The sequence below is a fragment of the Pseudomonas sp. ZY71 genome (assembly GCF_036542145.1).
Lineage (GTDB): Bacteria > Pseudomonadota > Gammaproteobacteria > Pseudomonadales > Pseudomonadaceae > Aquipseudomonas > Aquipseudomonas koreensis_A.
The window spans coordinates 4205570-4227254 of sequence record NZ_CP144274.1; the positions used below are offsets into that span (position 1 = coordinate 4205570).

The 21685-nt window shown below is 59.9% G+C and carries 19 protein-coding genes; 8 read left to right on the plus strand and 11 right to left on the minus strand.

Annotation, left to right across the window (positions count from 1 at the left end):
- The first annotated feature begins 52 nt into the window (after positions 1 to 52).
- Complete coding sequence (locus tag VY732_RS18625) at positions 53 to 1693, plus strand: sensor domain-containing diguanylate cyclase (RefSeq protein ID WP_331691446.1); 1641 nt, start codon at positions 53 to 55, stop codon at positions 1691 to 1693.
- Here VY732_RS18625 and VY732_RS18630 read toward each other — a convergent pair whose 3' ends face one another.
- The 3 genes from VY732_RS18630 to VY732_RS18640 all read right to left on the minus strand — a co-directional run bounded on the left by VY732_RS18630 (position 1694) and on the right by VY732_RS18640 (position 3840).
- Positions 1694 to 1987 carry a hypothetical protein gene (locus VY732_RS18630; RefSeq protein WP_331695882.1) on the minus strand — a complete coding sequence of 98 codons (294 nt, stop codon included), beginning with the start codon at positions 1985 to 1987 and terminating at the stop codon, positions 1694 to 1696.
- Between the two features lie 81 nt (positions 1988 to 2068).
- Positions 2069 to 2455 (minus strand): c-type cytochrome, encoded by a 387-nt coding sequence (locus tag VY732_RS18635; protein WP_077573564.1) that lies wholly within the window; start codon positions 2453 to 2455, stop codon positions 2069 to 2071.
- 53 nt (positions 2456 to 2508) lie between these two features.
- Positions 2509 to 3840, minus strand: coding sequence for an aminotransferase-like domain-containing protein (locus VY732_RS18640; protein ID WP_331695883.1), 1332 nt, complete (start codon positions 3838 to 3840; stop codon positions 2509 to 2511).
- An 89-nt stretch (positions 3841 to 3929) separates the two neighbouring features.
- Between VY732_RS18640 and VY732_RS18645 the strand changes: the two genes are divergently transcribed.
- A complete protein-coding gene (locus tag VY732_RS18645; protein ID WP_331691447.1) occupies positions 3930 to 4823 on the plus strand; it encodes a DMT family transporter in 894 nt (297 codons plus the stop codon).
- 3 nt (positions 4824 to 4826) lie between these two features.
- Here the strand turns inward: VY732_RS18645 and VY732_RS18650 are convergent, their stop codons facing one another.
- Positions 4827 to 5642 (minus strand): AraC family transcriptional regulator, encoded by an 816-nt coding sequence (locus tag VY732_RS18650; RefSeq protein WP_331691448.1) that lies wholly within the window; start codon positions 5640 to 5642, stop codon positions 4827 to 4829.
- A 131-nt stretch (positions 5643 to 5773) separates the two neighbouring features.
- Between VY732_RS18650 and VY732_RS18655 the strand changes: the two genes are divergently transcribed.
- On the plus strand, positions 5774 to 6286 hold the full coding sequence (locus tag VY732_RS18655) for a carboxymuconolactone decarboxylase family protein (RefSeq protein ID WP_150731295.1): 513 nt from the start codon (positions 5774 to 5776) through the stop codon (positions 6284 to 6286).
- Between the two features lie 902 nt (positions 6287 to 7188).
- On the opposite strand, the gene VY732_RS18660 is transcribed toward VY732_RS18655, so the two are convergent.
- Positions 7189 to 8634, minus strand: a complete 1446-nt coding sequence (locus VY732_RS18660; RefSeq protein ID WP_331691449.1) for a SulP family inorganic anion transporter — start codon at positions 8632 to 8634, stop codon at positions 7189 to 7191.
- A 157-nt stretch (positions 8635 to 8791) separates the two neighbouring features.
- On the opposite strand from VY732_RS18660, the gene VY732_RS18665 reads away from it, so the two are divergent.
- Complete coding sequence (locus VY732_RS18665) at positions 8792 to 9109, plus strand: DUF7693 family protein (RefSeq protein WP_123594205.1); 318 nt, start codon at positions 8792 to 8794, stop codon at positions 9107 to 9109.
- A 53-nt stretch (positions 9110 to 9162) separates the two neighbouring features.
- Positions 9163 to 9708, plus strand: coding sequence for a hypothetical protein (locus VY732_RS18670; RefSeq protein ID WP_331691450.1), 546 nt, complete (start codon positions 9163 to 9165; stop codon positions 9706 to 9708).
- 41 nt (positions 9709 to 9749) lie between these two features.
- Here VY732_RS18670 and VY732_RS18675 read toward each other — a convergent pair whose 3' ends face one another.
- Together VY732_RS18675 and VY732_RS18680 are read right to left on the minus strand one after the other, a co-directional pair.
- Positions 9750 to 10385, minus strand: coding sequence for a hypothetical protein (locus VY732_RS18675; protein ID WP_123594203.1), 636 nt, complete (start codon positions 10383 to 10385; stop codon positions 9750 to 9752).
- Positions 10386 to 10513: 128 nt separating this feature from the next.
- The gene (locus tag VY732_RS18680) at positions 10514 to 10972 is read right to left on the minus strand and encodes a GNAT family N-acetyltransferase (RefSeq protein WP_331691451.1); all 459 of its coding nucleotides are present in this window, start codon (positions 10970 to 10972) and stop codon (positions 10514 to 10516) included.
- Positions 10973 to 11115: 143 nt separating this feature from the next.
- Here VY732_RS18680 and VY732_RS18685 point away from each other — a divergent pair, with 143 nt between their 5' ends.
- A complete protein-coding gene (locus VY732_RS18685) occupies positions 11116 to 11760 on the plus strand; it encodes a TetR/AcrR family transcriptional regulator (RefSeq protein WP_331691452.1) in 645 nt (214 codons plus the stop codon).
- Positions 11761 to 11779: 19 nt separating this feature from the next.
- Here VY732_RS18685 and VY732_RS18690 read toward each other — a convergent pair whose 3' ends face one another.
- The 3 genes from VY732_RS18690 to ggt form a co-directional block, all read right to left on the minus strand.
- Positions 11780 to 12793 (minus strand): lysozyme inhibitor LprI family protein, encoded by a 1014-nt coding sequence (locus VY732_RS18690; protein ID WP_331691453.1) that lies wholly within the window; start codon positions 12791 to 12793, stop codon positions 11780 to 11782.
- 197 nt (positions 12794 to 12990) lie between these two features.
- Positions 12991 to 13524, minus strand: coding sequence for a cysteine hydrolase family protein (locus VY732_RS18695; RefSeq protein WP_331691454.1), 534 nt, complete (start codon positions 13522 to 13524; stop codon positions 12991 to 12993).
- A gap of 66 nt (positions 13525 to 13590) precedes the next feature.
- Complete coding sequence (ggt, locus tag VY732_RS18700; RefSeq protein ID WP_077573577.1) at positions 13591 to 15318, minus strand: gamma-glutamyltransferase; 1728 nt, start codon at positions 15316 to 15318, stop codon at positions 13591 to 13593.
- Between the two features lie 154 nt (positions 15319 to 15472).
- On the opposite strand from ggt, the gene VY732_RS18705 reads away from it, so the two are divergent.
- Positions 15473 to 15988: a methylated-DNA--[protein]-cysteine S-methyltransferase gene (locus VY732_RS18705; protein WP_331691455.1), complete on the plus strand. Its 516-nt coding sequence runs from the start codon at positions 15473 to 15475 to the stop codon at positions 15986 to 15988.
- A gap of 94 nt (positions 15989 to 16082) precedes the next feature.
- Here the strand turns inward: VY732_RS18705 and VY732_RS18710 are convergent, their stop codons facing one another.
- Positions 16083 to 16673, minus strand: coding sequence for an NUDIX domain-containing protein (locus VY732_RS18710; RefSeq protein ID WP_077573579.1), 591 nt, complete (start codon positions 16671 to 16673; stop codon positions 16083 to 16085).
- 194 nt (positions 16674 to 16867) lie between these two features.
- On the opposite strand from VY732_RS18710, the gene VY732_RS18715 reads away from it, so the two are divergent.
- Complete coding sequence (locus tag VY732_RS18715; protein ID WP_331691456.1) at positions 16868 to 21646, plus strand: RHS repeat-associated core domain-containing protein; 4779 nt, start codon at positions 16868 to 16870, stop codon at positions 21644 to 21646.
- The last annotated feature ends 39 nt before the right edge of the window (positions 21647 to 21685 follow it).

Below are 21685 nucleotides of genomic sequence, written 5' to 3' on the forward strand. Positions count from 1 at the left end.
GCCCATTGCGCATACCATGCGGCCACAACTCCAAAACAGACCTCGCCCGCCCATGCTCAAAGCCAGTCTGCGTAGCCACCTCACCCTTTGGTTTGCCGGTTTGTCCCTGCTGACGCTGCTCAGCGTGGGCTTCTACGTCGGTCACATCGCCACGGAACAGATGAAGCAGGCCAGCGGCAATGCCTTGCTCAACACCGCGCGCTCGGCGGCATCGTTATTGGGTGAGCAACTGCGCGAAAGGCAGCTGGAGGTTTATCTGCTCAGCCGCGCGCCGCATCTTGAGCGTGGCGATCTGGACAATCCGGCGATTCTGAAATCGATGCAACTGCGCACCCAGGCCCGCGCCGAATATGCGTGGATGGGCGTCACCGACGCCGAGGGCAAGGTGCATCAGGCAGTCAACGACTTGCTGGTCGGTCAATCAGTGCAACAACGACCATGGTTCCAGGCCGGGATGCGCGGCGAGTACACCGGCGATCCCCATGAGGCGGTGCTGCTGGCGAAAATGTTGCCGGGATTGCCGAACGGCGAACCGCTGCGCTTCATCGATTTCGCCGCGCCGATCCGTAACGCCGACGGTCAGGTGATTGGCGTCCTGGGTGCACACGCGCACTGGAGTTGGGTAACACGCATTGTTGAGTCAGCGGCGTTTTCACATAAAAACTCAACGCCGGATATCGAGGCGTTGATCATCGATCACGATGGCAAGGTGCTCTACCCGGAAGCGCTGATGGGGCAGCAACTGGCAACTGACGCCACGGCGCAAGGCTGGACCGCCGGCAATGGATTCCTCACCAGCGTGGTCAACGTGCCGACGCCGTCGAGCACCGCGTTGTCATGGTCGATCGCCGTGCGCCAGCCATTGGAAACCGCACTGCAACCGGCGCGTCTGCTGCTCTACAAACTGCTGATTCTCGGGGTTTTCGCGGCGTTGCTGTTCGGCTTGGTGGCTTACTACCTGGCGCTGTACCTGAGCCGCCCGATCGAACAGCTCGCCCGTTCGGCCCGAAAGGTCCAGAACAAAGAGCCCGGCGCGCAATTCCCGCTGCAACACCCGGTGCTGGAAATCGCCCAGCTCGGCCAGTCCATCGATGCAATGACGCAATCACTGCTCGGCAAAGAGCGCGAACTGCAAGAGGCCAATGCCTCGCTGGAAGCAACCGTCGCGCAACGCACCGCTGCGCTGACGCAGGCCAATGCCGAATTACTGAGTCTGGCGACCCACGATAGTTTGACCGGCGTTTACAACCGTCGCCGTTTCGACGAGAAACTCACCGAATACACACTGCTGTTCCGCCGCACCGGACGCCCGTTTTCCCTGCTGCTGATCGATGCTGATCACTTCAAGCGAATCAATGACACCCACGGTCACGCGGTGGGGGATGAAGTGCTGCAGCAGTTGGCGCAGTTGATTCAGAGCAGCCTGCGCACCACCGATTTCGTCGCCCGTTATGGCGGCGAAGAGTTCGCCGTACTGTTGCCGGAAATCGCCCAACCCGACACCCCGGAAGTGGTCGCCGAGAAGATTCGCGCGGCGGTTGCCGAGGCCGATTTCCCTGCGGTCGGGAATGTGACGGTGAGCATCGGTGTCGGCCTGGCAGACCCGGTCGACAACAGCCACAGCGCACTGATCAAGCGCGCCGATCAGCAGCTGTATCAGGCCAAGGCAGCGGGTCGCAATCAGGTCGCTTGATCAGTCGCTTTTCACTTCACAAATCCCGTTGGCCCTGTTCTTCCCGGTGTACGACACCGCAGGCGATCCGTCGGGATTGATGCTCAGAGAGATGGTCACGCCCGCGCCTTTGGCCTCGAAGTAGTTCTCATTGAATTTCTTCAACTTGCCTTCCTTGCCATTGATGTAGATCGGCCCGCCTTGATCGGCGTGCACTTCGATCTTGCCCGGGCACGTGGCGTTGAACATGGGGATGCCCGCGTGGGCCAGTCCTGTGGCAAGCAACAGCGGTGTTACCAATAGCAAAAATTTCATGGTGGGTTCCTTGAAAGCAGCAACAACGCCGAAGAGCTTTTTCATGTCATTTTCAATCAGGGACTTCGGCAGCTCCTGCCGTTATTGCGAGAAGGTCTGAAGATAAGCCAACAGGTTGTCGAGTTTTTCTTCGTCACTCAGCCCCCAGAAAATCATCCGCGTGCCGGGCACGACGCCTTTCGGATCCTTCAGATAAGCGATCAGCGTTTCACGATCCCAAGTCACCCCCGAGTTCTTCATCGCATCGGAATACACGTAATTCGCTGACGTCCCGGCGGGCCGGCCGATGATACCGTTGAGTTGCGGGCCGAATCCGGGACGGGCCGATTCGCCAACCTGATGGCAGCCGCCGCACAGACGCGGGAAGATTTTCGCACCGGCTTCGGGGTCGCCTGCGGCGTGGGAGAGCGTACTGAACAGGCTTGTGGCCAGCATCAGAGCGAGTGACAGTGCAGCGGTGTTTTTCATCGAGGGTTCCGGGTCGGTCTGCATCGGGCGGCGCAAGGGTAGCATTTTGTTTTTTACAGGTAAGCGCCAATGGTCCTTCTGATTTTGATCAATGCCTGGCGCAACACATCCATCTCTACCGAACCCAGCGCCAGACGAATCGCATGCGGCGCATGACCCGACACCGAAAACGGCTCCGCCGTGGTGACGGAAATCTGCTCGTGCATCAACTCGACGACAATCTGATCGGCGCGCACATCTTCCGGCAGCGGCAGCCAGAGGAAATACGACGCCGGATGGCCAATGCTCGGCAGTCCTTTCAGCACTGCGGCCGCCAACGCTTGCCGCGTTTTGGCGTCGTTGCGCTTCTGTTCTTCAAGCAGCGTCACCGTGCCGTCGTCGAGCCAACCGCAAGCGATGGCGCTCATGATGCCGGGGGTGTTCCAGGTGGTGGCGCGGATGATGCGTTCCAGTGCCGGCACCTGCGCTGTCGGGGCGGCGATGAAACCGACGCGCAGGCCGGTGGCGATGTTTTTCGACAGGCCCGAGACGTACACCGTGCGCTCCGGCGCCAGATCGATCAGCGTACGCGGTGGGTTTTCCACCAGAAATGCGTAGGCCGCGTCTTCGATGAGTGTCAGATCATGACAACGGGCAATAGACACCAACTGCTCGCGTTGCGCCAACGGCATCACCCAACCCAACGGATTGTGCAACGTCGGCATGCTGTACACGGCACGTACCGAGCGGCTGCGGCAGAGTGTGTCCAGCGCCGCGAGATCCGGCCCCTGATCGCTGAACGGGATCGCCACGACTTCCAGATGCAGCGCCTCGGCCAAGACCTTGAACCCGGAATAAGTCAGCGCGTCGGCGGCAATCACATCGCCGGGTTTGAGCAGAGCCATCAGCGTCACCGCCAGGCCTTGCTGGGCGCCATTGACGATCAGCACTTGCTCGGCTTCGACCGTCACCCCGCGCGTCAGCAGATGCCGAGCGACGGACGCGCGCTCGTGGGCGCGACCGGCGTGCGGCTGATAACGCAGCAACGCTTCCAGATCCCCGGACAACGCTAATTGGCGCAGCGCGGTGCGCAACAGATCCGCCTGACCGGGCAATGACGGGTAGTTGAAATTGAGGTCGATCATGCCCACCGCCACCTGTTTCTGATCGATGCCCTGCCCCGGCGACAGCGAGGTTTCGCGCACGAACGTGCCGCGCCCGGTTTCGCCACTGACCAGGCCCATCGCCTCCAGCTCCGCGTACACCCGCGAGGCTGTGACCAGCGCCAGCCCTTCCTGAGCGGCCAGTTGCCGGTGCGTCGGCAACCGCGTACCCGGCGGCAACTGGCCCGAGCGAATGTCTGCCGCATAGGCATCAACGAGTGTCTTGTAGCGCGAACGTGGCATGCCGGATGTATCCATGACAATTCTTTGATTGTGCTGATTCTCGGCTCTAGCATGGCCGCAACGCAACCCACTCCTGAGCGTGATCTGGCATGGAACAGACTTCGAACCTGAGCACCCCGGCAATGGAAAAAACCAGCGGCTGGATCAACGGTTTTATCGGCGTAGTGATCTTCAGCGGCTCGCTGCCGGCCACGCGTCTGGCGGTGCTGGAGTTCGATCCGGTGTTTCTCACTGTGATCCGCGCCGCCATCGCCGGGGTCGTGGCGGTGGCCCTGCTGTGGCTGTTTCGCGAACGGCGTCCGGCGCGCGATCAGTGCTTGTCACTGTTGATTGTCGCGCTGGGCGTAGTGCTCGGTTTCCCACTGCTGACTGCACTGGCGCTGCAACACGTGACGTCGGCGCATTCGATTGTGTTTGTCGGATTGCTGCCATTGGCCACGGCGATTTTTGCCGTGCTGCGCGGCGGGGAGCGGCCGCGACCGGTGTTCTGGATTTTCTCCGTACTGGGTAGCGCACTGGTGGTGGGCTTCGCGCTGGCACAAGGGCTGACTGCCTCGCCCACCGGTGACCTGCTGATGCTCGCCGCCATTCTCGCCTGCGGGCTCGGTTATGCCGAAGGCGCGAAGTTGTCACGCACCCTCGGCGGCTGGCAGGTGATTTGCTGGGCGCTGGTGCTGTCGCTACCAGTGATGGCAGTGTTGAGTCTGTGGCGGGCGCCCGCCTCGTTCAGCACGGTCAGTCTGTCGGCATGGTTGTGTCTGGGCTATGTGTCGCTGTTCAGCATGCTGATCGGGTTTGTGTTCTGGTATCGCGGCCTGGCTCAGGGCGGGATTGCGGCGGTGGGTCAGTTGCAATTACTGCAGCCGTTTTTCGGTCTGGCGTTGGCGGCGACCCTGCTACATGAACACGTCAGCCTCGGCATGCTCGCCGTGACGCTGGGCGTGATCCTGTGCGTGGCCGGGGCGAAGAAATTCGCCAAATGAGCCTCAGGCGCCCGCCTTCCACTCCCGAGGGCTGAGCCCGGTCTTGCGCCGAAACGCCCGCGCCAGCGCCGACGGACTTTCGTAACCGACCTCTTCGGCAATCAGCGCAATCGGTTTGCCTTCGCGCAGGCGTTTCTGCGCCAGACTGACCCGCCAGCTCAGCAGATAATCGGCCGGGGTCTGCCCGACAACGCGGCGAAACTGCTCGGCAAACCCGGCACGGGACAAGTTGGCGACCGAGGCCAGATCCGCCACGCTCCAGGGTTTTTGCGGTTGCTCGTGCATCGAGTTCAAGGCGCGCGAAAGACGTGGATCGGCCAGCCCGGCGATCATCCCCGGTTGTTGTTCGCGACTGCTGATCAAGTGCCGCAACAACAGAATCACCAGCAGTTCGAACAGGCGATCCATCACTGCCACGCGCCCGCAGTGACCTTCGAACGCTTCCTTGAACAGCCACTCCACGGTGTTGCCCAGCTCCGGGATGTCCGTCAGTTTCAGCACCAGATAATCCGGCAGCGCCGCCGCCAGCGCATTACCGGAACCGCCGTCAAACGTCAGCGTTGCGCAGACCACTCGGGTGTCCATCGCCTCGTCGGCGAACATGCGATGGGCAAAAGGTCGGGGGAAGAAAATCAGCGACGGTTCACTGAGGCGGATCTCGCGTTCGCTGCACGGCTTGAGCAGCAACTCGCCGGCCTGCAACAAATGCACATGGCCGACCTGTTCATTTTCATGAACCGCGACGCCGCAGAACGTGCCGCTGTGAAAAGTGCCGGCAGTCACGCCGAAATGGCTGAGCAATGTTGAAAGGCGATCCATGGACGACTCCAAGAGCATATCTGGACGATCTGCCGCATATCCTCGACGATTTGCCGCCAATCCACCAGCTTCGCTCAATAACATGACCTCCATCCCCGGCGCACTTCGCACCGGACTCTCGGAGCATCACCATGAGCCGCATCCACGCTATCAGCCTCGAAACCGCCACCGACGCCAGCCGCCCTGTGCTGGAAGGCGTGAAAAAGAAAATCGGTTTCCTGCCCAACGTCTTCACCACCCTGGCCAAAGCACCAGTGGCCCTCGAAACCTACGTGCAAGCCTCGGCGATCCTCGGCAAAACCTCGCTGAGCGCCCAGGAAAAAGAAGCCGTGTACCTCGCCACCTCACAGGTCAACGGTTGCGACTATTGCCTGGCGGCCCACACCTTGTTTGCCGGCAAGGCCGGGCTCTCGGCGCAAGACATCGTCGCCGCCCGCCAAGGCGAACTCAACGCCTACGCCACCCTCGCCCGTCAGCTGACCGAAAGCCGCGGCCATTTGACTGATGAACAGATCGCCGCCGCCCGCACTGCCGGCATCGACGACGTGAAGATCATTGAAGTGATTGCACTGGTGGCCGTGCAGAGCCTGACCAACTACCTGAACAACGCGGCGCTGACCGATATTGACTTCCCCGCCATCTGAATCCGGCTACACAAAACCTGTTGGAGCTGACCTGCTCGCAATAGCGGTGTGTCATTCAAAGCATCTTTGAGTGACACATCGCCATCGCGAGCAGGCTCACTCCTACAGTTGGATCGGGTACATCAGCAAGAAACAGGTCGGCTGGCAGGCCGCCTTCGCGAGCAGGCTCGCTCCCACAGTTGGATCGGGTACATCAGCAAGAAATTGGTCGGCTGGCAGGCCGCCTTCGCGAGCAGGCTCACTCCTACAGTTGGATCGGGTACATCAGCAAGAAATTGGTCGGCTGGCAGGCCGCCTTCGCGAGCAGGCTCACTCCACAGTTGGATCGGGTACATCAGCAAGAAATTGGTCGGCTGGCAGGCCGCCTTCGCGAGCAGGCTTGCTCCCACAGTTGGATCGGGTACATCAGCAAGAAATTGGTCGGCTGGCAGGCCGCCTTCGCGATCAGGCTCGCTCCCACAGTTGGATCGGGTACATCAGCAAGAAATTGGTCGGCTGTCAGGCCGCCTTCGCGAGCAGGCTCGCTCCCACAGTTTTAACGTGCGTACAACCCAAGCGGCAAAGCCGCCCCACTCAACAGGATGAGCGTTAGCTCGGCTGCAGCTCTTGATCCACGGGCGACGTCGGAAGGCTGAGTGGAGGGATTGATCCGGGCGTGGGAGCGCAGCGACCGTTTGGCGCAGCCAAACACAGCGAGAGGAGGTGCAGCGAAGCAAACCGTAGGCGCTGCGCCCGGATCGATCCCGCAGCGAAGGAACCCCGAGCCCCAGCGAGCGGGCCGCACGCAGGAGCAAGCCTTTTTGGTTACTTTTTCGGCGTCTGGAAAAAGTGACCCGCCGTAAGGGCGGAACCCTAATCAGCAACACCCGCAGCAACGGATATGTACCCGGTCAGCCAGATAATCAGTGATGCTCCTCACCCGCCCGCTTCAGCAATTTCTTGCACCGCTCAGACAAATGAAACACCTGCAAATGCTTACCCGCCTTGGCATAGCGCTCGCGCAAAGTCTTCAAAGCAGCAATCGCCGAATAATCAACAAAACTCAAATGCCGACAATCCAAAGTCACCCGAGCCGGATCATTAGCCGGATCGAACTGATTGAGAAACGGCGCAGTCGAGGCAAAAAACAACGTGCCATGCAAACGATAAAGCTTGCTGCCGTCAGCCTCCAGATGCTCATCGGCGTACAACTCGCGAGCCTGCTGCCAGGCAAAGTTAAGCGCGGCGATAATGATGCCGCACAGCACCGCAGTGGCCAGATCAGTAAACACGGTGATAGTGGTCACAGCAATGATCACCAGCACATCGTTAAGCGGCACTTTGTTCAGCACCCGCAACGACGCCCAGGCAAAAGTCTGCTGCGACACCACAAACATCACACCCACCAACGCCGCCAGCGGAATACGCTCGATCAGCGGCGACAGAAACAGAATGAACAACAGAATCAGCACACCAGCGACCACACCGGACAAACGCCCACGCCCACCGGAGCTAAGATTGATCACCGTCTGACCGATCATCGCGCAACCGCCCATACCGCCGAACGCACCCGAGACCATATTCGCCGCACCGAGCGCCACGCACTCACGATCCGGATAGCCACGGGTTTCGGTGATTTCATCGGTGAGGTTCAACGTCAGCAGGGTTTCCAGCAAACCGACCAGCGCCATCAGAATCGCGTAAGGCGCAATGATGCGCAGGGTTTCGAAACTCCACGGGATGTCCGGCAAAGCGAAAGTCGGCAAGCCGCCGGCAATGTGCGCCATATCGCCAAGGGTGCGGGTCGGCAGGCCGAACAGGTAAACCAGCAGGCCGACGCCAAGGATCGCCACCAGCGCCGGTGGCACCGCTTTTGTCAGACGCGGCAGAATATAGACGATGGCCATGGTCAGCAGCACCAGCCCGGTCATCAGGTACAACGGCGTACCGCTGAGCCATTCTTCACCGCTCTTGAAGTGCTCCAGCTGCGCCAGCGCAATGATGATCGCCAGCCCGTTGACGAAGCCGAGCATCACCGGATGCGGCACCATGCGCACCAGTTTGCCCAGGCGCAGCAGCCCGAACGCCATCATGATCAAACCGCCAAGCAACACCGTCGCCAGCAAATACTGCACGCCGTGTTGCACCACCAGCGCGACGATGACCACGGCCATCGAACCCGCCGCGCCAGAGACCATGCCCGGCCGCCCGCCGAACAACGCCGTCAGCGTACAAATGATGAACGCGCCGTACAGGCCCATCAGCGGATTGAGGTGCGCCACCAGCGCGAACGCAATGCATTCGGGCAACAGGGCAAACGAGGTGGTGAGTCCGGCCAGGACATCGGCGCGCAGACGAATCGGTTTCATGGCTTACCTGATTGAGCAACCGCCGAGCGCGGCTGCAGGTGTTCGGGAAAAAGAGGGTTGCGGATGTTACGGAATTGTCGCGGATCGGGCCAGTGAACGCTGACACTTGTGGGTTCGGGCTTTATGCTGACGCGCTCCGGTAACCGTTGAGTTGAACATGTCTGCATTTCTGAGCGCCCGCGAGGTCTGCCAGCGTCTGCGTGACGCTGCGCTGGGTGTGCTCGCTTTCAACATCTGCGATGGGCCCACCGCAGCGGGACTGATCGCGGTCGATATCGAGGGCTGGCAACTGCTCCTGGATGTCGAAGGTGGCCGCTTGCACCACTGTGAATTTGCTCGCAGCGGCGATGGGCAAGAAGGCGCGCTAGAAAGCTGGCAGCGTTATGGCACCGATCCGGTGAGCTTGCTCAGTACCTGGGAATTGGCGCAGATCGAACAATTGCTCAAAGCGCAGACGAACGAGGTTGCCCAATGATGGCACTCTGCCCATAATTCGCGCCCTCCTCTATTCCCACGCAAGGAACTGCCGTGAAGAAGTCGCTGTTGTTGATCCCGATGCTGGCCGTGCTGCTGCAAGGCTGTGGCATGACCATGACCCGCTACGAGCCAAGCTTCGAGAACGTGCAGAAGCTCAAGCAAACCCCACCGCTACATGCGATCAGCAATCCTCAGGTTACGGCCGAATCCGGTGAAGGTTCGCTGGTGGTGCGTGCCAATCCGGTTCGCTCGCCGTCCGGCAGCATCCCGGCGCACATTCAGGATGCGATCACCGAAGAACTGCGCAAGGCCGGCCTGCTTGATCCGCAGGCTCAGCGTCAGTTGAAAGTGCTGGTGGTGAACAACGAACTGTACGCCGGCATGGGCACGGGCGACGGCAAACTTGCGGCACGTTTCACCCTGCTCAACGGCAACGATGTGGTGTACGACGCGACCAAGAATGTCAGCAGCCAGTGGAGCAGCAGCTTCTTCGGCTTCATTGCGATCCCGAACGCGGTCAACGCTTACAACCCGATGGTGCGTGACTTGCTGAAAGAACTGTATAGCGATCCACAGTTCATTCAGGCCCTGAAGTAAGGGCAAAAAAAGAGCCGCAATCGCGGCTCTTTTGTTTCGCATCAAGCCCGAGGAATACCGGTTTCGAGTGCCGAGTACTTCAGGTTCTTGCTATCAACCATCTGCTTGAGCAGCGCGTTGACCTGACGGGTGAAGGTGTCATTCACCGCTTCTTTAGGCGTGTTGGCCATCAGCGGGATAAACCAGATGCCGAACCAGGTGCCGACCGCATCGTGGTTGCTCGCGGTGGTCAGGGCCTGACCCTGGCCATCCATGCCTTCCAGGCTCAAGGTGTACTGATCGGTACCATACGCTGGAATCACCATCATGCTGAAGCCGCTGATGAAGGCCAGTACCATGGAACCGGCATTCGGCGGATGGTTGTACATTTTCAGACGCAGGCTGTAATCGCCCGGCTGCTTCTGGAATTCATCCAGGGTGACACGGCCGAACAGACCCGAGTCAGTGAGGATTTTTTGCAGCTGTGGTTTCAGTTGATCACGGGCTTGTGGCACTTCCACGGCGGAGCCACTTTTCGGCTCACCCTGGTAGAAATCGAAATCGACGTAGACGTTTGGCTTGTTGGTATAGCTGGCCATCGACGGCATGGTCACCGGCGCCACTTCGTCTTTGGTGAAACTGGCACAACCGCCCAGCGCAAGTACCAGCCCCAGCGCCAGAATTTTCCCGAATTGCATGATGTCCGTCCCTATGTGTACATAACCAGATGATGGCATTGAGCCTTCATTGCGAAGGCCGGGCGGATTCTAGAGAGAGCGGCGCTCGGGCGAAAGCCTGAATTGGGGAAATCGGCAAAAAAACTTGCTCAGCCCTGCCGCAAGTCGAGGATGTAGGTGTAATAACCGCTGTCGCGTATGTAGCCGAGGGACTCGTACAAGCCTTGCGCCGTGAAGTTGTCGGTGGCGGTTTCCAGCACCAGCCCTTTGGCGCCGGTCGCCAAGGCGAAGTCGCGTGCAGTGTTCATAAGCAATCGACCCACGCCCCGCCCACGGGCGGCGGGCGCGGTGAACAGATCGCTGAGCAGCCAGGTGCGGTGCGCATCGATGGACGAGAACGTCGGATACAACTGCACGAAACCCAGCGCTTCACCGTGTTCATCCTGAGCAAGAAAAATCGCCGATTCGCTGGCAGCCATGCGTTCAGCGATGAAGGCTCGCGATTGCACAAGGTTCGACGGCTGCTGGTAAAAACCTCGATAAGCGTCGAACAACGCCGCCACCGCATCCAGATGTGTCGGGGCGGCTCGCACTGCCTGAAGAGTCATACGCCCGCTCCGTTTCCAATCAATGATCGAAGCAGCATAGCGCTGCCCTTCGAGTATGCTGGCTTCATCGCTATATAGTTTTGTATATTGCGAAACCAAAATCGCCAGAACCTATCCATGCCGTCCAGCAAAGCCGTGTGTCCATGAGTGCCATCCGCGTACGCAACGAGCAGTTGATCCTCGCCGCCGCCAGCGAAGAATTCGCCGCCAAAGGCTTCGACGCCACCCAGACCCGCGACATCGCCGCACGTGCCGGGGTGCCCAAGGCCAATCTGTACTACTACTTCCAGACCAAGGAAAACCTCTACAGCAAAGTGCTGCTGGGGTTTGTCGAGCCGTTACTGGAAGCCTCGGCGGTGCTGCGTGAAAGCGATGATCCGCTGACGGGGCTGCGCGCCTACGTCGCCGCGCGAATTCGTATTGCCCGCGAGCATCCGGCGATTGCCAAGGTGTTCAGCGGCGAGTTGCTGCTGGGCGGTCGACAGTTGCCGGATGAGTGCCGCGATCTGTTGCATGCCGAAGCGCGGCGCAATGTTGAATGCCTGCGCAGCTGGATCGAGCGCGGTTTGCTCGCGCCGGTGGATCCTGAACATTTGATGCTGTTCATCTGGTCGGCGACGCGCACGTACACCAACATCGGCTGGCAGATGGGCCAGATCATGGGGCGCGAAGTGCCGCAGGATGAGGATTATCAAACGGCGGCGCAGACGATCACGCGGATGGTGCTGGAGGGCGTGGTCGTAGCGCCGCGGGTGGGGGAGATTCGTGGGGTTTTGTTTGCGACTTGATGGAGGAGTGCTGCGCAGATCAGGGCATGAAGTCTACGGGGAGTTCCAGATAATCTTTCATGCGCTCGTTCCAGTCGTGCAAGGCGTCGGGTAGACGTTTTTTCCATTTCGCAGCGTTGGTGTAATAGCGCAGACGCGAGTGGCCGGTACTGTCGTAGGTCACCAGCAGCACCCAGAAATGCCCAGCGGTTGACCGCATCAAGACGCCGGTACCGCCGAGGCCGCGCATCCACATCTCCCAGACCTGACTGCCCGGCACATCAGCGGAAGGCTCAGCGGTCATCAACGAGCCAGACTTTTCCACCAGCGTCTGATAATCAGTCTTGAGCAACGTGTGCAGTGCCTGGTTCTCTTCCGGAGTTTGAGCCAAGCCCAGGCTGAGCATGTCGTAATCCAGCGCCAGCGGTTGCTGCGAGGCGACAAAACGGCCGGTGTAGTAGACGCCCAATCCGGCACTGCAATATCCGCCTGCACCTACGAGCGAAATATCCAGCACACCGTTGATGGGAGTGAACAACAGGGTGCACTCGTCTTCCGAATAAACGGCCTTACCGTCCTTGAGTGTGGCGATGCCGTCCAGATCACCGGAGTTGGCGCCCTCAGCTGCCGTAATGTCGATGCTGATGTGCGTAGCATCGCGGCGCTGGGTTATCACCGTCGCCGAGGTTGAAGTCCCCGGCGGAATAAGCTGCCAGGTCGCGTCCCAACTGAAGGGCTGAGTGGCGTGTTCAAGTTCGGTCAGGCGCATCAGGTACTGGCGGCGCAAACAGGCCGTCTGTTCACCACAGGCGTTGCGATTTTTCAGCCACCGCCGCTGGTCAGTCTTGAGGATTTGGGCATCGGGGACATTAGCCAATGTCGAATGCCACAGCTTGCCCAGCTTCTCGTCGAGCAGCGAAATCTGCGGGTCACCACAAATGGCTTTTTCAGTTTTGCTGTTGGTCGTGGCGCAATCGAAACTGCTGGCCTGGGTGACAGCGGCAAACGCAAGGGACATCAGAGCCAAGGCATGACGCAGGGAGATCGCGAACATCGAGAGATTCCATTCTTCGGACGGCGCGCAGTATGCCAGTGCTGCCAGCGGAAATCCCTGATGTGCATCGCAATCAGGGTTTAGCAATCACTGTGGGAGCGAGCCTGCTCGCGAAAGCGGTGGATCAGCCACTATCAATGTCGACTGACACACTGCCTTCGCGAGCAGGCTCGCTCCCACAAGGTTTTGTGTACGCTTCAGAACGCGATGTCGGCTGCGGGTTTGACGTCGATACGCGCCACGGAGCCAGTCAGATGCGCCAGATCCTTGTTGTGCTCGGCGATGATGTCTTCGGCGCTCATGTTGCCGTTGTCGACCGTGGAATGCGCGTCGGCCACAAGCACTACGTCATAACCCAGTTGATGGGCCTGACGCACGGTGGCGTTGACGCAGTAATCGGTTTGCAGACCGCAGATGACCAGTTTTTCGAAATCTTCGCTCGGCAGCAGTTTGCGCAAGTCTGTCTGGTAGAACGAGTCCGGGGTGGTTTTGCGTACGCGCAGGTCTTTGGGCGATGTCTCAAGCCCTTCGGCCAATTGCCAGCCTTCGGCACCCTGGGCCAACGGGCTGTCCTTTTCTTCGTGCTGAATCAGCACCACCGGCACGCCAGCCTTGCGCGCACGGCTGCTGAGACCGTTGATGGTGTCGATCACCCGGTGAATGTCATGGCACTGGTATTCGCCCGAGCAGAGGGCGCGCTGGACGTCGATGATCAGTAATGCGGTGGTCATGATGAGCCTTCCTTGATCAGTCCTTGAGACAGGGGCGGACCTGGGCCCGCCCCCTTTTTACGCCCCTCAGTACCCCAGTGACAAGCCGGTGTTGCGGCGCGGATCATTGGCGCCGTAGAAACGGTTTTTGCCGACCGGTTTACCCCCCAGCGACGGTGCGCCGACCAGAATCGCAGCGATGTGGTTAGCGTCCTGCGGCCCGGCAAACTTGTGGCCCCAGCTCTCGAGAATCTTGCGCGTATCCGGGCTGGCGGCGAAGTCTTCGAGGTTGGTTTCCTCCGGCATCCACTGCTGATGGAAGCGTGGCGCATCGACTGCTTCCTGAAGGCCCATGCCGTAGTCGATGACGTTGAGCATGGTCAGCAAAGTCGCCGTGATGATCCGGCTGCCGCCCGGTGTGCCGACCACCATCACCACTTTGCCGTCCTTGGTGACGATGGTTGGGCTCATCGACGACAACGGTGCCTTGCCCGGCGCAATCGCATTGGCTTCGCCCTGCACCAGACCGTACATGTTCGGCACGCCGACCTTGGAGGTGAAGTCGTCCATTTCATCGTTGAGGATCACCCCGGTCTTGCTCGCCATCACGCCCGCGCCGAACCAGTCGTTGAGGGTGTAGGTGACCGACACCGCGTTGCCCCACTTGTCGACGATCGAATAGTGCGTGGTGTTGCTGCCTTCATGGGGCGCCACACCAGGTTTTAGCTCAGCCGACACACCGGCCTTTTGCGGCTGGATGGCATCGCGCAGTTTGGTCGCGTAGTTCTTGTCCAGCAGGTGCTCGATCGGGTTTTTGACGAAATCCGGATCGCCGAGGTAGCTGTTGCGATCAACATACGCGTGGCGCATCGCTTCAATCTGATAGTGCATGCCCTGAGCCGAATGGAAGCCCAGATCCTTCATCGGATAGCCTTCGAGGATGTTCATGATCTGGCAGATCACTACCCCGCCGGAGCTTGGCGGTGGCGCCGAGACCACATGATAACCACGGTAATCACACTCCACCGGGGCCAGTTCGCGGGTCTTGTATTTGTCGAGGTCGGCCTGGGTGATGATGCCTTTGTTAGCCTGACTCGACGTCACGATGGCATCCGCGACCCAACCTTTATAGAAGCCGTCGGCGCCTTTCTCGGAAATCGTCCGCAGGGTCTTGCCGAGATCCTTCTGCACCAGTTTCTGCCCGACCTGCATCGGCTCGCCGTTGTGCAGGAAGATCGAGCCTGAATCGCGCATGTCTTTCTTGAACACATCGGTGGCGTACTCCAGCAACTCGACGTCACCCTGCTCCAGCGCAAAACCGTCTTCCGCCAGTTTGATCGCCGGGGCAATCATCTCCTTGCGCGGTTTGGTCCCGTATTTGCTCAGCGCCAGTTCCATGCCAGAGACGGTGCCCGGCACACCCACCGCCAAATGCCCACGGGTGCTGAGATCGGGAATGACGTTGCCTTCCTTGTCGAGGTACATGTTGGCGGTGGCCGCCAGCGGCGCTTTTTCGCGGAAGTCGAGGAAGGTCTTGCGCCCGTCCGCCAGTTGAATGGTCATGAAACCGCCACCACCGAGGTTACCGGCTGCGGGATAAACCACCGCCAGCGCGTAACCCACGGCGACCGCCGCATCGACGGCATTGCCGCCACTTTTCAATACGTCGACGCCCACGTGGGTCGCCAGATGTTGCGCGGTGACCACCATGCCGTTTTCGGCGGCAACCGGTGCGACTGACGCCGCGTGAGCCATGAGACAGCTGAGTGCCAGTGAGGTCGCTATCAGCGATTTGGCCAAAGGTTCGTACTTCATGAGTCGATCTCTTTTTTGTTTTCAGGGTCTGTGCAAAACAGAGGGGGGGAACGCTGCAAGAGCACCAAGCAGTATGGTCGGCTTTGCGTATTGCGCCTCCCCGATCAGGCAGTATGCTGGGCGCTGTTGCCGCCCTGATCCGGAGTCTGCCGTCATGCCTTACACGTTCATCACCCTGCCCTCGCCCGTCGGCGAGCTGAAGCTGGTCGCGAACGGCTCACGACTGGCGGCCATCCTCTGGGAAAACGACAAACCGAACCGCGTGCGCCTCGGGCCGATGATTGAGGCACACGACAATCCGATCCTGATTCGAACCGCTCGACAACTTGAAGAATATTTTTCCGGGACGCGTGACTGTTTTGATCTGGAACTGGATTTCACCGGCACCGACTTTCAGAAAAAGGTTTGGGCAGCGCTGCTGACCATTCCATTTGGCGAGACGCGGACCTACAGCCAGATTGCCGAACAGATCGGCAATCCCAGCGCCGTGCGGGCAGTAGGCGCCGCCAACGGACGCAACCCGATTTCCATCGTCGCGCCGTGTCATCGGGTGATTGGCGCGTCGGGAAAGCTGACCGGATTTGCCGGTGGGCTTGAGGCGAAAGAGCGCTTGCTGACCTTGGAGGGTGGCAACTGGTCGACGGTTGGCAAAACCGGGGATCTATTTTAGCCAGTTAATACAGATCAAGAGATCGCAGCCTTCGGCAGCTCCTACCCTGGAATGCGTTTCCTGCAGGAGCTGCCGATGGCTGCGATCTTTGGATTTATCCGTTAAACAAGTTATTCATCGCCGCATACTGCAACAGCATGATGGTCTTGGCGTCGCAGATCTCACCGCGCTGAAACGCTGCCAGCGCGTCATCGAATCGCCACTCCAGCACTTCCAGCTCTTCGGTCTCTTCTTCCAGACCGCCACCGTCGCTGACCTTCGATGCGGCGTCGTATTCGGCAATGAAAAAGTGCAGCTTCTCGGTAACCGAGCCGGGACTCATGTAGGCCTCGAACACCTTCTTCACATCGTGCACGCGATAACCGGTTTCCTCTTCGGCTTCATCGCGAATCCGCTGTTCCGGCGCAGCGCCTTCGAGCAAGCCTGCAGCCACCTCTATCAACAGACCATCATGACCATTGACGAATACCGGCAAACGAAACTGCCGTGTCAGCACCACCGTGCGCTGCTCGCGGTTGAACAACAGAATCGCAGCGCCATTTCCCCGGTCGTAAACCTCACGGGTCTGTCGCTGCCACTCGCCATTGTTGCGGTGATAGTCGAAGGTGATTTTCTTCAGCAGATACCAGTCATGGGACAACACCTGAGTGTCGACGATGTTGACCCGCTCGGCTGTGTTGGACATGACGCTTGATCCTTTTGTCATTGAAGGCACCTGGGTAGGTAAAAGCCCTCTCTTGTGAACGAAAAAACGAAACCCTATACCGCCCTACAAACCATGTCGAAACATCCTACAGATATCACCTACTCGCCCGACTTCTTTCCTGTTTGATCCCCCGCAAAGTCCCCGCACCTTTTTGATGTGCGCGAGAACTGCGAATGCTTCCAACCGATCGGCTGCTGGCCCTGAACAACAGCATCGGCCTGCTCGTTGTTGCTGCTTTGAACCCGGACGAGCCGGACTTTGAACACCTGATCCGCGAATTCCGCCTGTGCCTGAACCACTACGACGCCTGGGCCGAGCAGTTCTGGACAGGCACCGCGCTGGATGTCGAGCAGGTCTTCACCGTCGGTAACGACGTGCGCCTCAGCGCGCCGATCAAGTCGCGCCAACCGCTCAGTTCATCGGTGGTCATGTGCTCGGCCAGCGGGTCGCTGACGCTGGTACATATGTTCGAGGCCGCGCGGTTTGTGCCGATTGGCAACACCCCGGTAACCCTCGAGCCGGTGCTTGCCGATGTCGGCGGCGTGCTGACTTTCGGCGAGCCACGGCACCACACCATCGGCCCCAGCGGCATTCTGCAGGTGACCGATTGCGATCGGGGCCAGCGTTATCGCATCACCTTCTTTCCCGATGTGTCCACCGACCATGTGCGTGCTCTGTATGCCTCTTATGAAGGTGTCATTGCAGGCCTGGAAGGCTGGCTGCGCGCTGAGTGGGCAGGGTTTCAACCCCAGTGGACGGAGTTTTCCAGCGCCGGATTTCTTCAGCGTTACGGTCAGTTGCAACAGGCCGACTGGCGTGGATTCGAGAAAGCCCTGAATGGCGTTTGGGATGACATCAAACAGGTATTCGCCCTCCTCGCCGACTTGCAGGCCAACAGTGAAAAATTGCTGGAGTACCTCAGCGAGGCCGAGCTTGAGGCGTTATTGAATGCCTCCAGCGACGCCATTGCCAACGGTCTGCTGATCCTCAGTGACGAACCGTTGCTGTTCATTCATCTGGCCGCGTTTACCAGTTGGCTGAAGATGCTGCCGCCGCAATACCTGGCCGAAGTGGTGGCCGAGGTGCGGGTCGAACTGCTGATCAGTTTTCTGCTGATGGGGTTGTGGGGTGGCGTCGGCGTGCCGGTGCGTTTGAGCAGCAAGGTGCTGGCGAAGATCAAGTCGCCGCGGGCGCGGGAATGGCTGGCGGCGTCGGCTTTGCGCTTGGCCGAACTGACGTCCTCGGCGGATTTGACGCGGCATGCCAGCGTTTTGAAGCCGCTGATGCTTAATGTGCGTGACGTTGAGTTGAAACCGACACCGTCGATACCGCTGAACATTCGTCAGGCCGATTCGCTGGTGTTGACGGTGCCGAATCCGGCGCCTGTTGTGCGGGACAAGTCTGGCGCTTCGAGCCGGCTGGAACGGCATGAGCCTCACGACGACTCGCCGGATCAGGCGAAAAACCCCAACGGCGACAGCGCCGATTGCGTGCCGCGTACCTGTACCAACGGTTGTCCGGTGTCGATGGTCACTGGCGAAGAACTGCTGACCCTCACCGATGCGGTGCTCGATGGGGTGTTGCCGTTCGAGTTCACACGGTTGTATCGCAGCAGTGCGGTGGAAATCGATACCGGGCTGGGGTTTGGCTGGAGTCATTCGCTGGCGCATCTGCTGGTCTTTGAAGGCGACTTTGTGGTCTGGATTGACCACGAAAACCGTCGTACCCGTTTTCCGTTGCCGAGCGTTGAACGACCGGCGATTCACAACAGCCTGTCGCGGGCCGCGATTTTTCTTGGCGATGAGCCGGAAGAGCTGATCTTAGCGCTGGCCGGGGACACGGCGCGGTTCTATCACTTTCGCGCAGGACGGCTGACGGCGATCAGCGATGCCTATGGCAATCGTCTGACGGTGCAGCGCGATCGCTCTGACCGGGTGCAACGCCTGGACAACGGCGCCGGGCGCTCGCTGCTGTTGCGCTATGACCGTGCGCAGTTGCTGGGTGTGGATTATCAGGTGTTTCGCGACGGCGCCTGGAGTACCGAACAGGCGCTGGTCAGTTACCGCTACGACGCCTATCAGCACCTGATCGAAGCCAGCAACGCCGTCGGTGACAGCGAGCGTTACGACTACGACGACGCGCACGTGATTCTGCAGCGGCAACTGGCCGGCGGCGCGAGTTTCTTCTGGGAGTGGGAGCGTTCGGGGAAATCGGCGCGTTGCGTGCGCCACTGGGCATCGTTTTCGCAGATGGACACGCGCTACGTCTGGAACGACGACGGTAGCGTGGCGGTGCATTACGTCGATGGCACTGAAGAGACTTACGTCCACGACGAGCGTGCGCGGCTGGTGCGTAAAGTCTCGGCCGACGGTGGTGAACAGCTCAAGGCCTATGACTCTTCGGGGCGCTTGATCGCCGAGCAGGATGCCTTGGGCGCCGTCACCGAATACCGCTACGACGAGGTCGGACGGCTGATCGCGCTGATTCCACCGGATGAGGCGCCCACGTCCTACGAGTATCGCAACGGTTTCCTGTTTCGGCGTTCGCGCGGCGATGCGGTGTGGATCTACCGGCGCAATGCCGAGGGCGATGTCACCGAAGCGGTCGACCCCGACGGCCAGGTCACCCATTATTACTACGACACCCGGGGGCAGTTGCTGTCGATCCGCTACCCGGACAGCAGCCGGCATCGCTTGGTCTGGAATGCCCTCGGCCAGTTGACCGAAGAAACACTGCCCGACGGTGGCGTGCGGCGCTTTTCCTACGACGCACTGGGGCGCCGGACCACGACTGCGGACGAACACGGTGCAGTCACCCGGCAACATTGGGACGCCGTTGGCCGACTGATTCAGACGACTTTTCCTACCGGCAGCACCCGCGCCTACAGCTACGGCGCCTACGGCCAGGTCACTGCCGAGCGCGATGAACTCGGGCGCATCACCCGTTATGAATATGACGACGATCTGCACCTGGTTTCGCGGCGGATCAACCCCGACGGCACGCGGGTGCAGTACCGCTACGACCATGCGCAGTTATTGCTCACCGAGATCGAAAACGAGTTCGGGGAAAAATACCGGCTGGACTACACGCCGACCGGGCTGATTCGCCAGGAATGCGGTTTTGATGGTCAGCGCACGGCGTATGCCTATGACCTCAATGGGCATCTGCTGGAGAAGACCGAGTTCGGTGATGACGGTTCGACGCTGATTACCGGATATGCACGCGATGCTTCTGGCCGGCTGCTGGTCAAAACTCTGCCGGACGGGATCAAGGTCACTTATCAATACGACCGTCTCGGCCGTTTGATTGGGGTCGACGACGGCCAGCAACACCCGCTGGCCTTCGAGTACGACCGCCAGGACCGCTTGATCACCGAGCATCAGGGCTGGGGCACTCTGCGTTACCGCTACGACGCCTGCGGTCAGCTCAAGCGCATGCGCCTGCCGGACAACAGCGTGCTCGACTACCGCCATGCCAAGGGCGGCGCGCTGACCGACATCGACCTCAACGGCGCGCCGCTGACCCGTCACGTCTACCAGTCCGGTCGCGAACGGCAACGCCAGCAGGGCCTGCTGCTCAGCGAATATTCCTACGACGATCAGGGACGATTACTCGCCCACGCCGTAGGCCATCAGCGCGATTCGCTGTACCGCCGCGATTATGCCTACAACGCCAACGGCAATCTCGCGCACATCGCCGACAGCCGCCACGGCCAACGCACCTACGGCTACGACGCCCTCGACCGCCTCATCCGCGTACGTCACTCACGCGACGAACTGCCGGAAAGCTTCGCCCACGACCCGGCCGGCAACCTGCTGATGCAGGACCGTCCCGGCCCGAGCCAGATCAAGGGCAATCGCCTGCTGATGCAAGGCGACCGCCACTACGATTACGACGCCTTCGGCAACCTGATCCGCGAACGCCGCGGCCGCGCGCAGACACTCGTCACCGAATATCGCTACGACAGCCAGCACCGCCTGATCGGCCTGACCCGCCCCGACGGCCAGACCGCGTCTTACAAGTACGACGCCTTCGGCCGACGCATCAGCAAAACCGTCGGCGACGCCACCACCGAATTCTTCTGGCAGGGCGACCACCTCATCGCCGAAAGCAGCGAAAGCGAATACCGCAGCTACGTCTACGAACCCGGCACCTTCCGCCCTCTCGCGTTACTCGACGGCAAAGGCCCGAAAAAAGCCTGCCCGTTCTACTACCAACTCGATCATCTCGGCACCCCGCAGGAACTCACCGACTACAGCGGCGACATCGTCTGGTCCGCGCAATACGACGCCTACGGCAAAGTCGCCGCACTGACCCTCGCCGGCGAGGACTACCTGAACCAGCCGCTGCGCTTTCAGGGGCAGTATTTCGACGGCGAAAGCGGCCTGCATTACAACCGGCATCGGTACTACGACCCGCGGCTGGGGCGGTATCTGACGCCGGATCCGATCAAATTGGCGGGTGGGCTGAATCAGTACCAGTACGTGCCGAATCCGACGGGGTGGGTGGATCCGTTGGGGTTGAGTTCCAATTGCCCGCCGCCGAATAAGCCTGGGTGTGAGGTGCCGGGTGGGATTGATGGGGCTAAGGTTGATGAGGGTGATCCACAATTACCGGACTTGATTCATGGCGTTGACCCACATTCAGTGAAGCGAACGCATGCAATTATGGGAAAAAATTCAACTAAACGCGTCGAAAAAATAAGAGATCAGATGCGAGCAGATGGCTACGATATCAGCTATCCCATAGACGTAGCAGAACATCAGGGCACCTTCTATATTCTAGATGGACATCACCGTGCAGCAGCTGCAAAACAAACAGCAACGCCAATAACTATAAATTTGATCACGAACATCAGAGAGCACAAAGGACAACTTAATACGATCGAAGAAGTCATTGAATCAGCTGACAATGTCGGACACGACCGATTGGAGCATCACAGAAGAAGATAAAAACAGCCGATAAAAATCTTGAGGACCTAATAACTGACT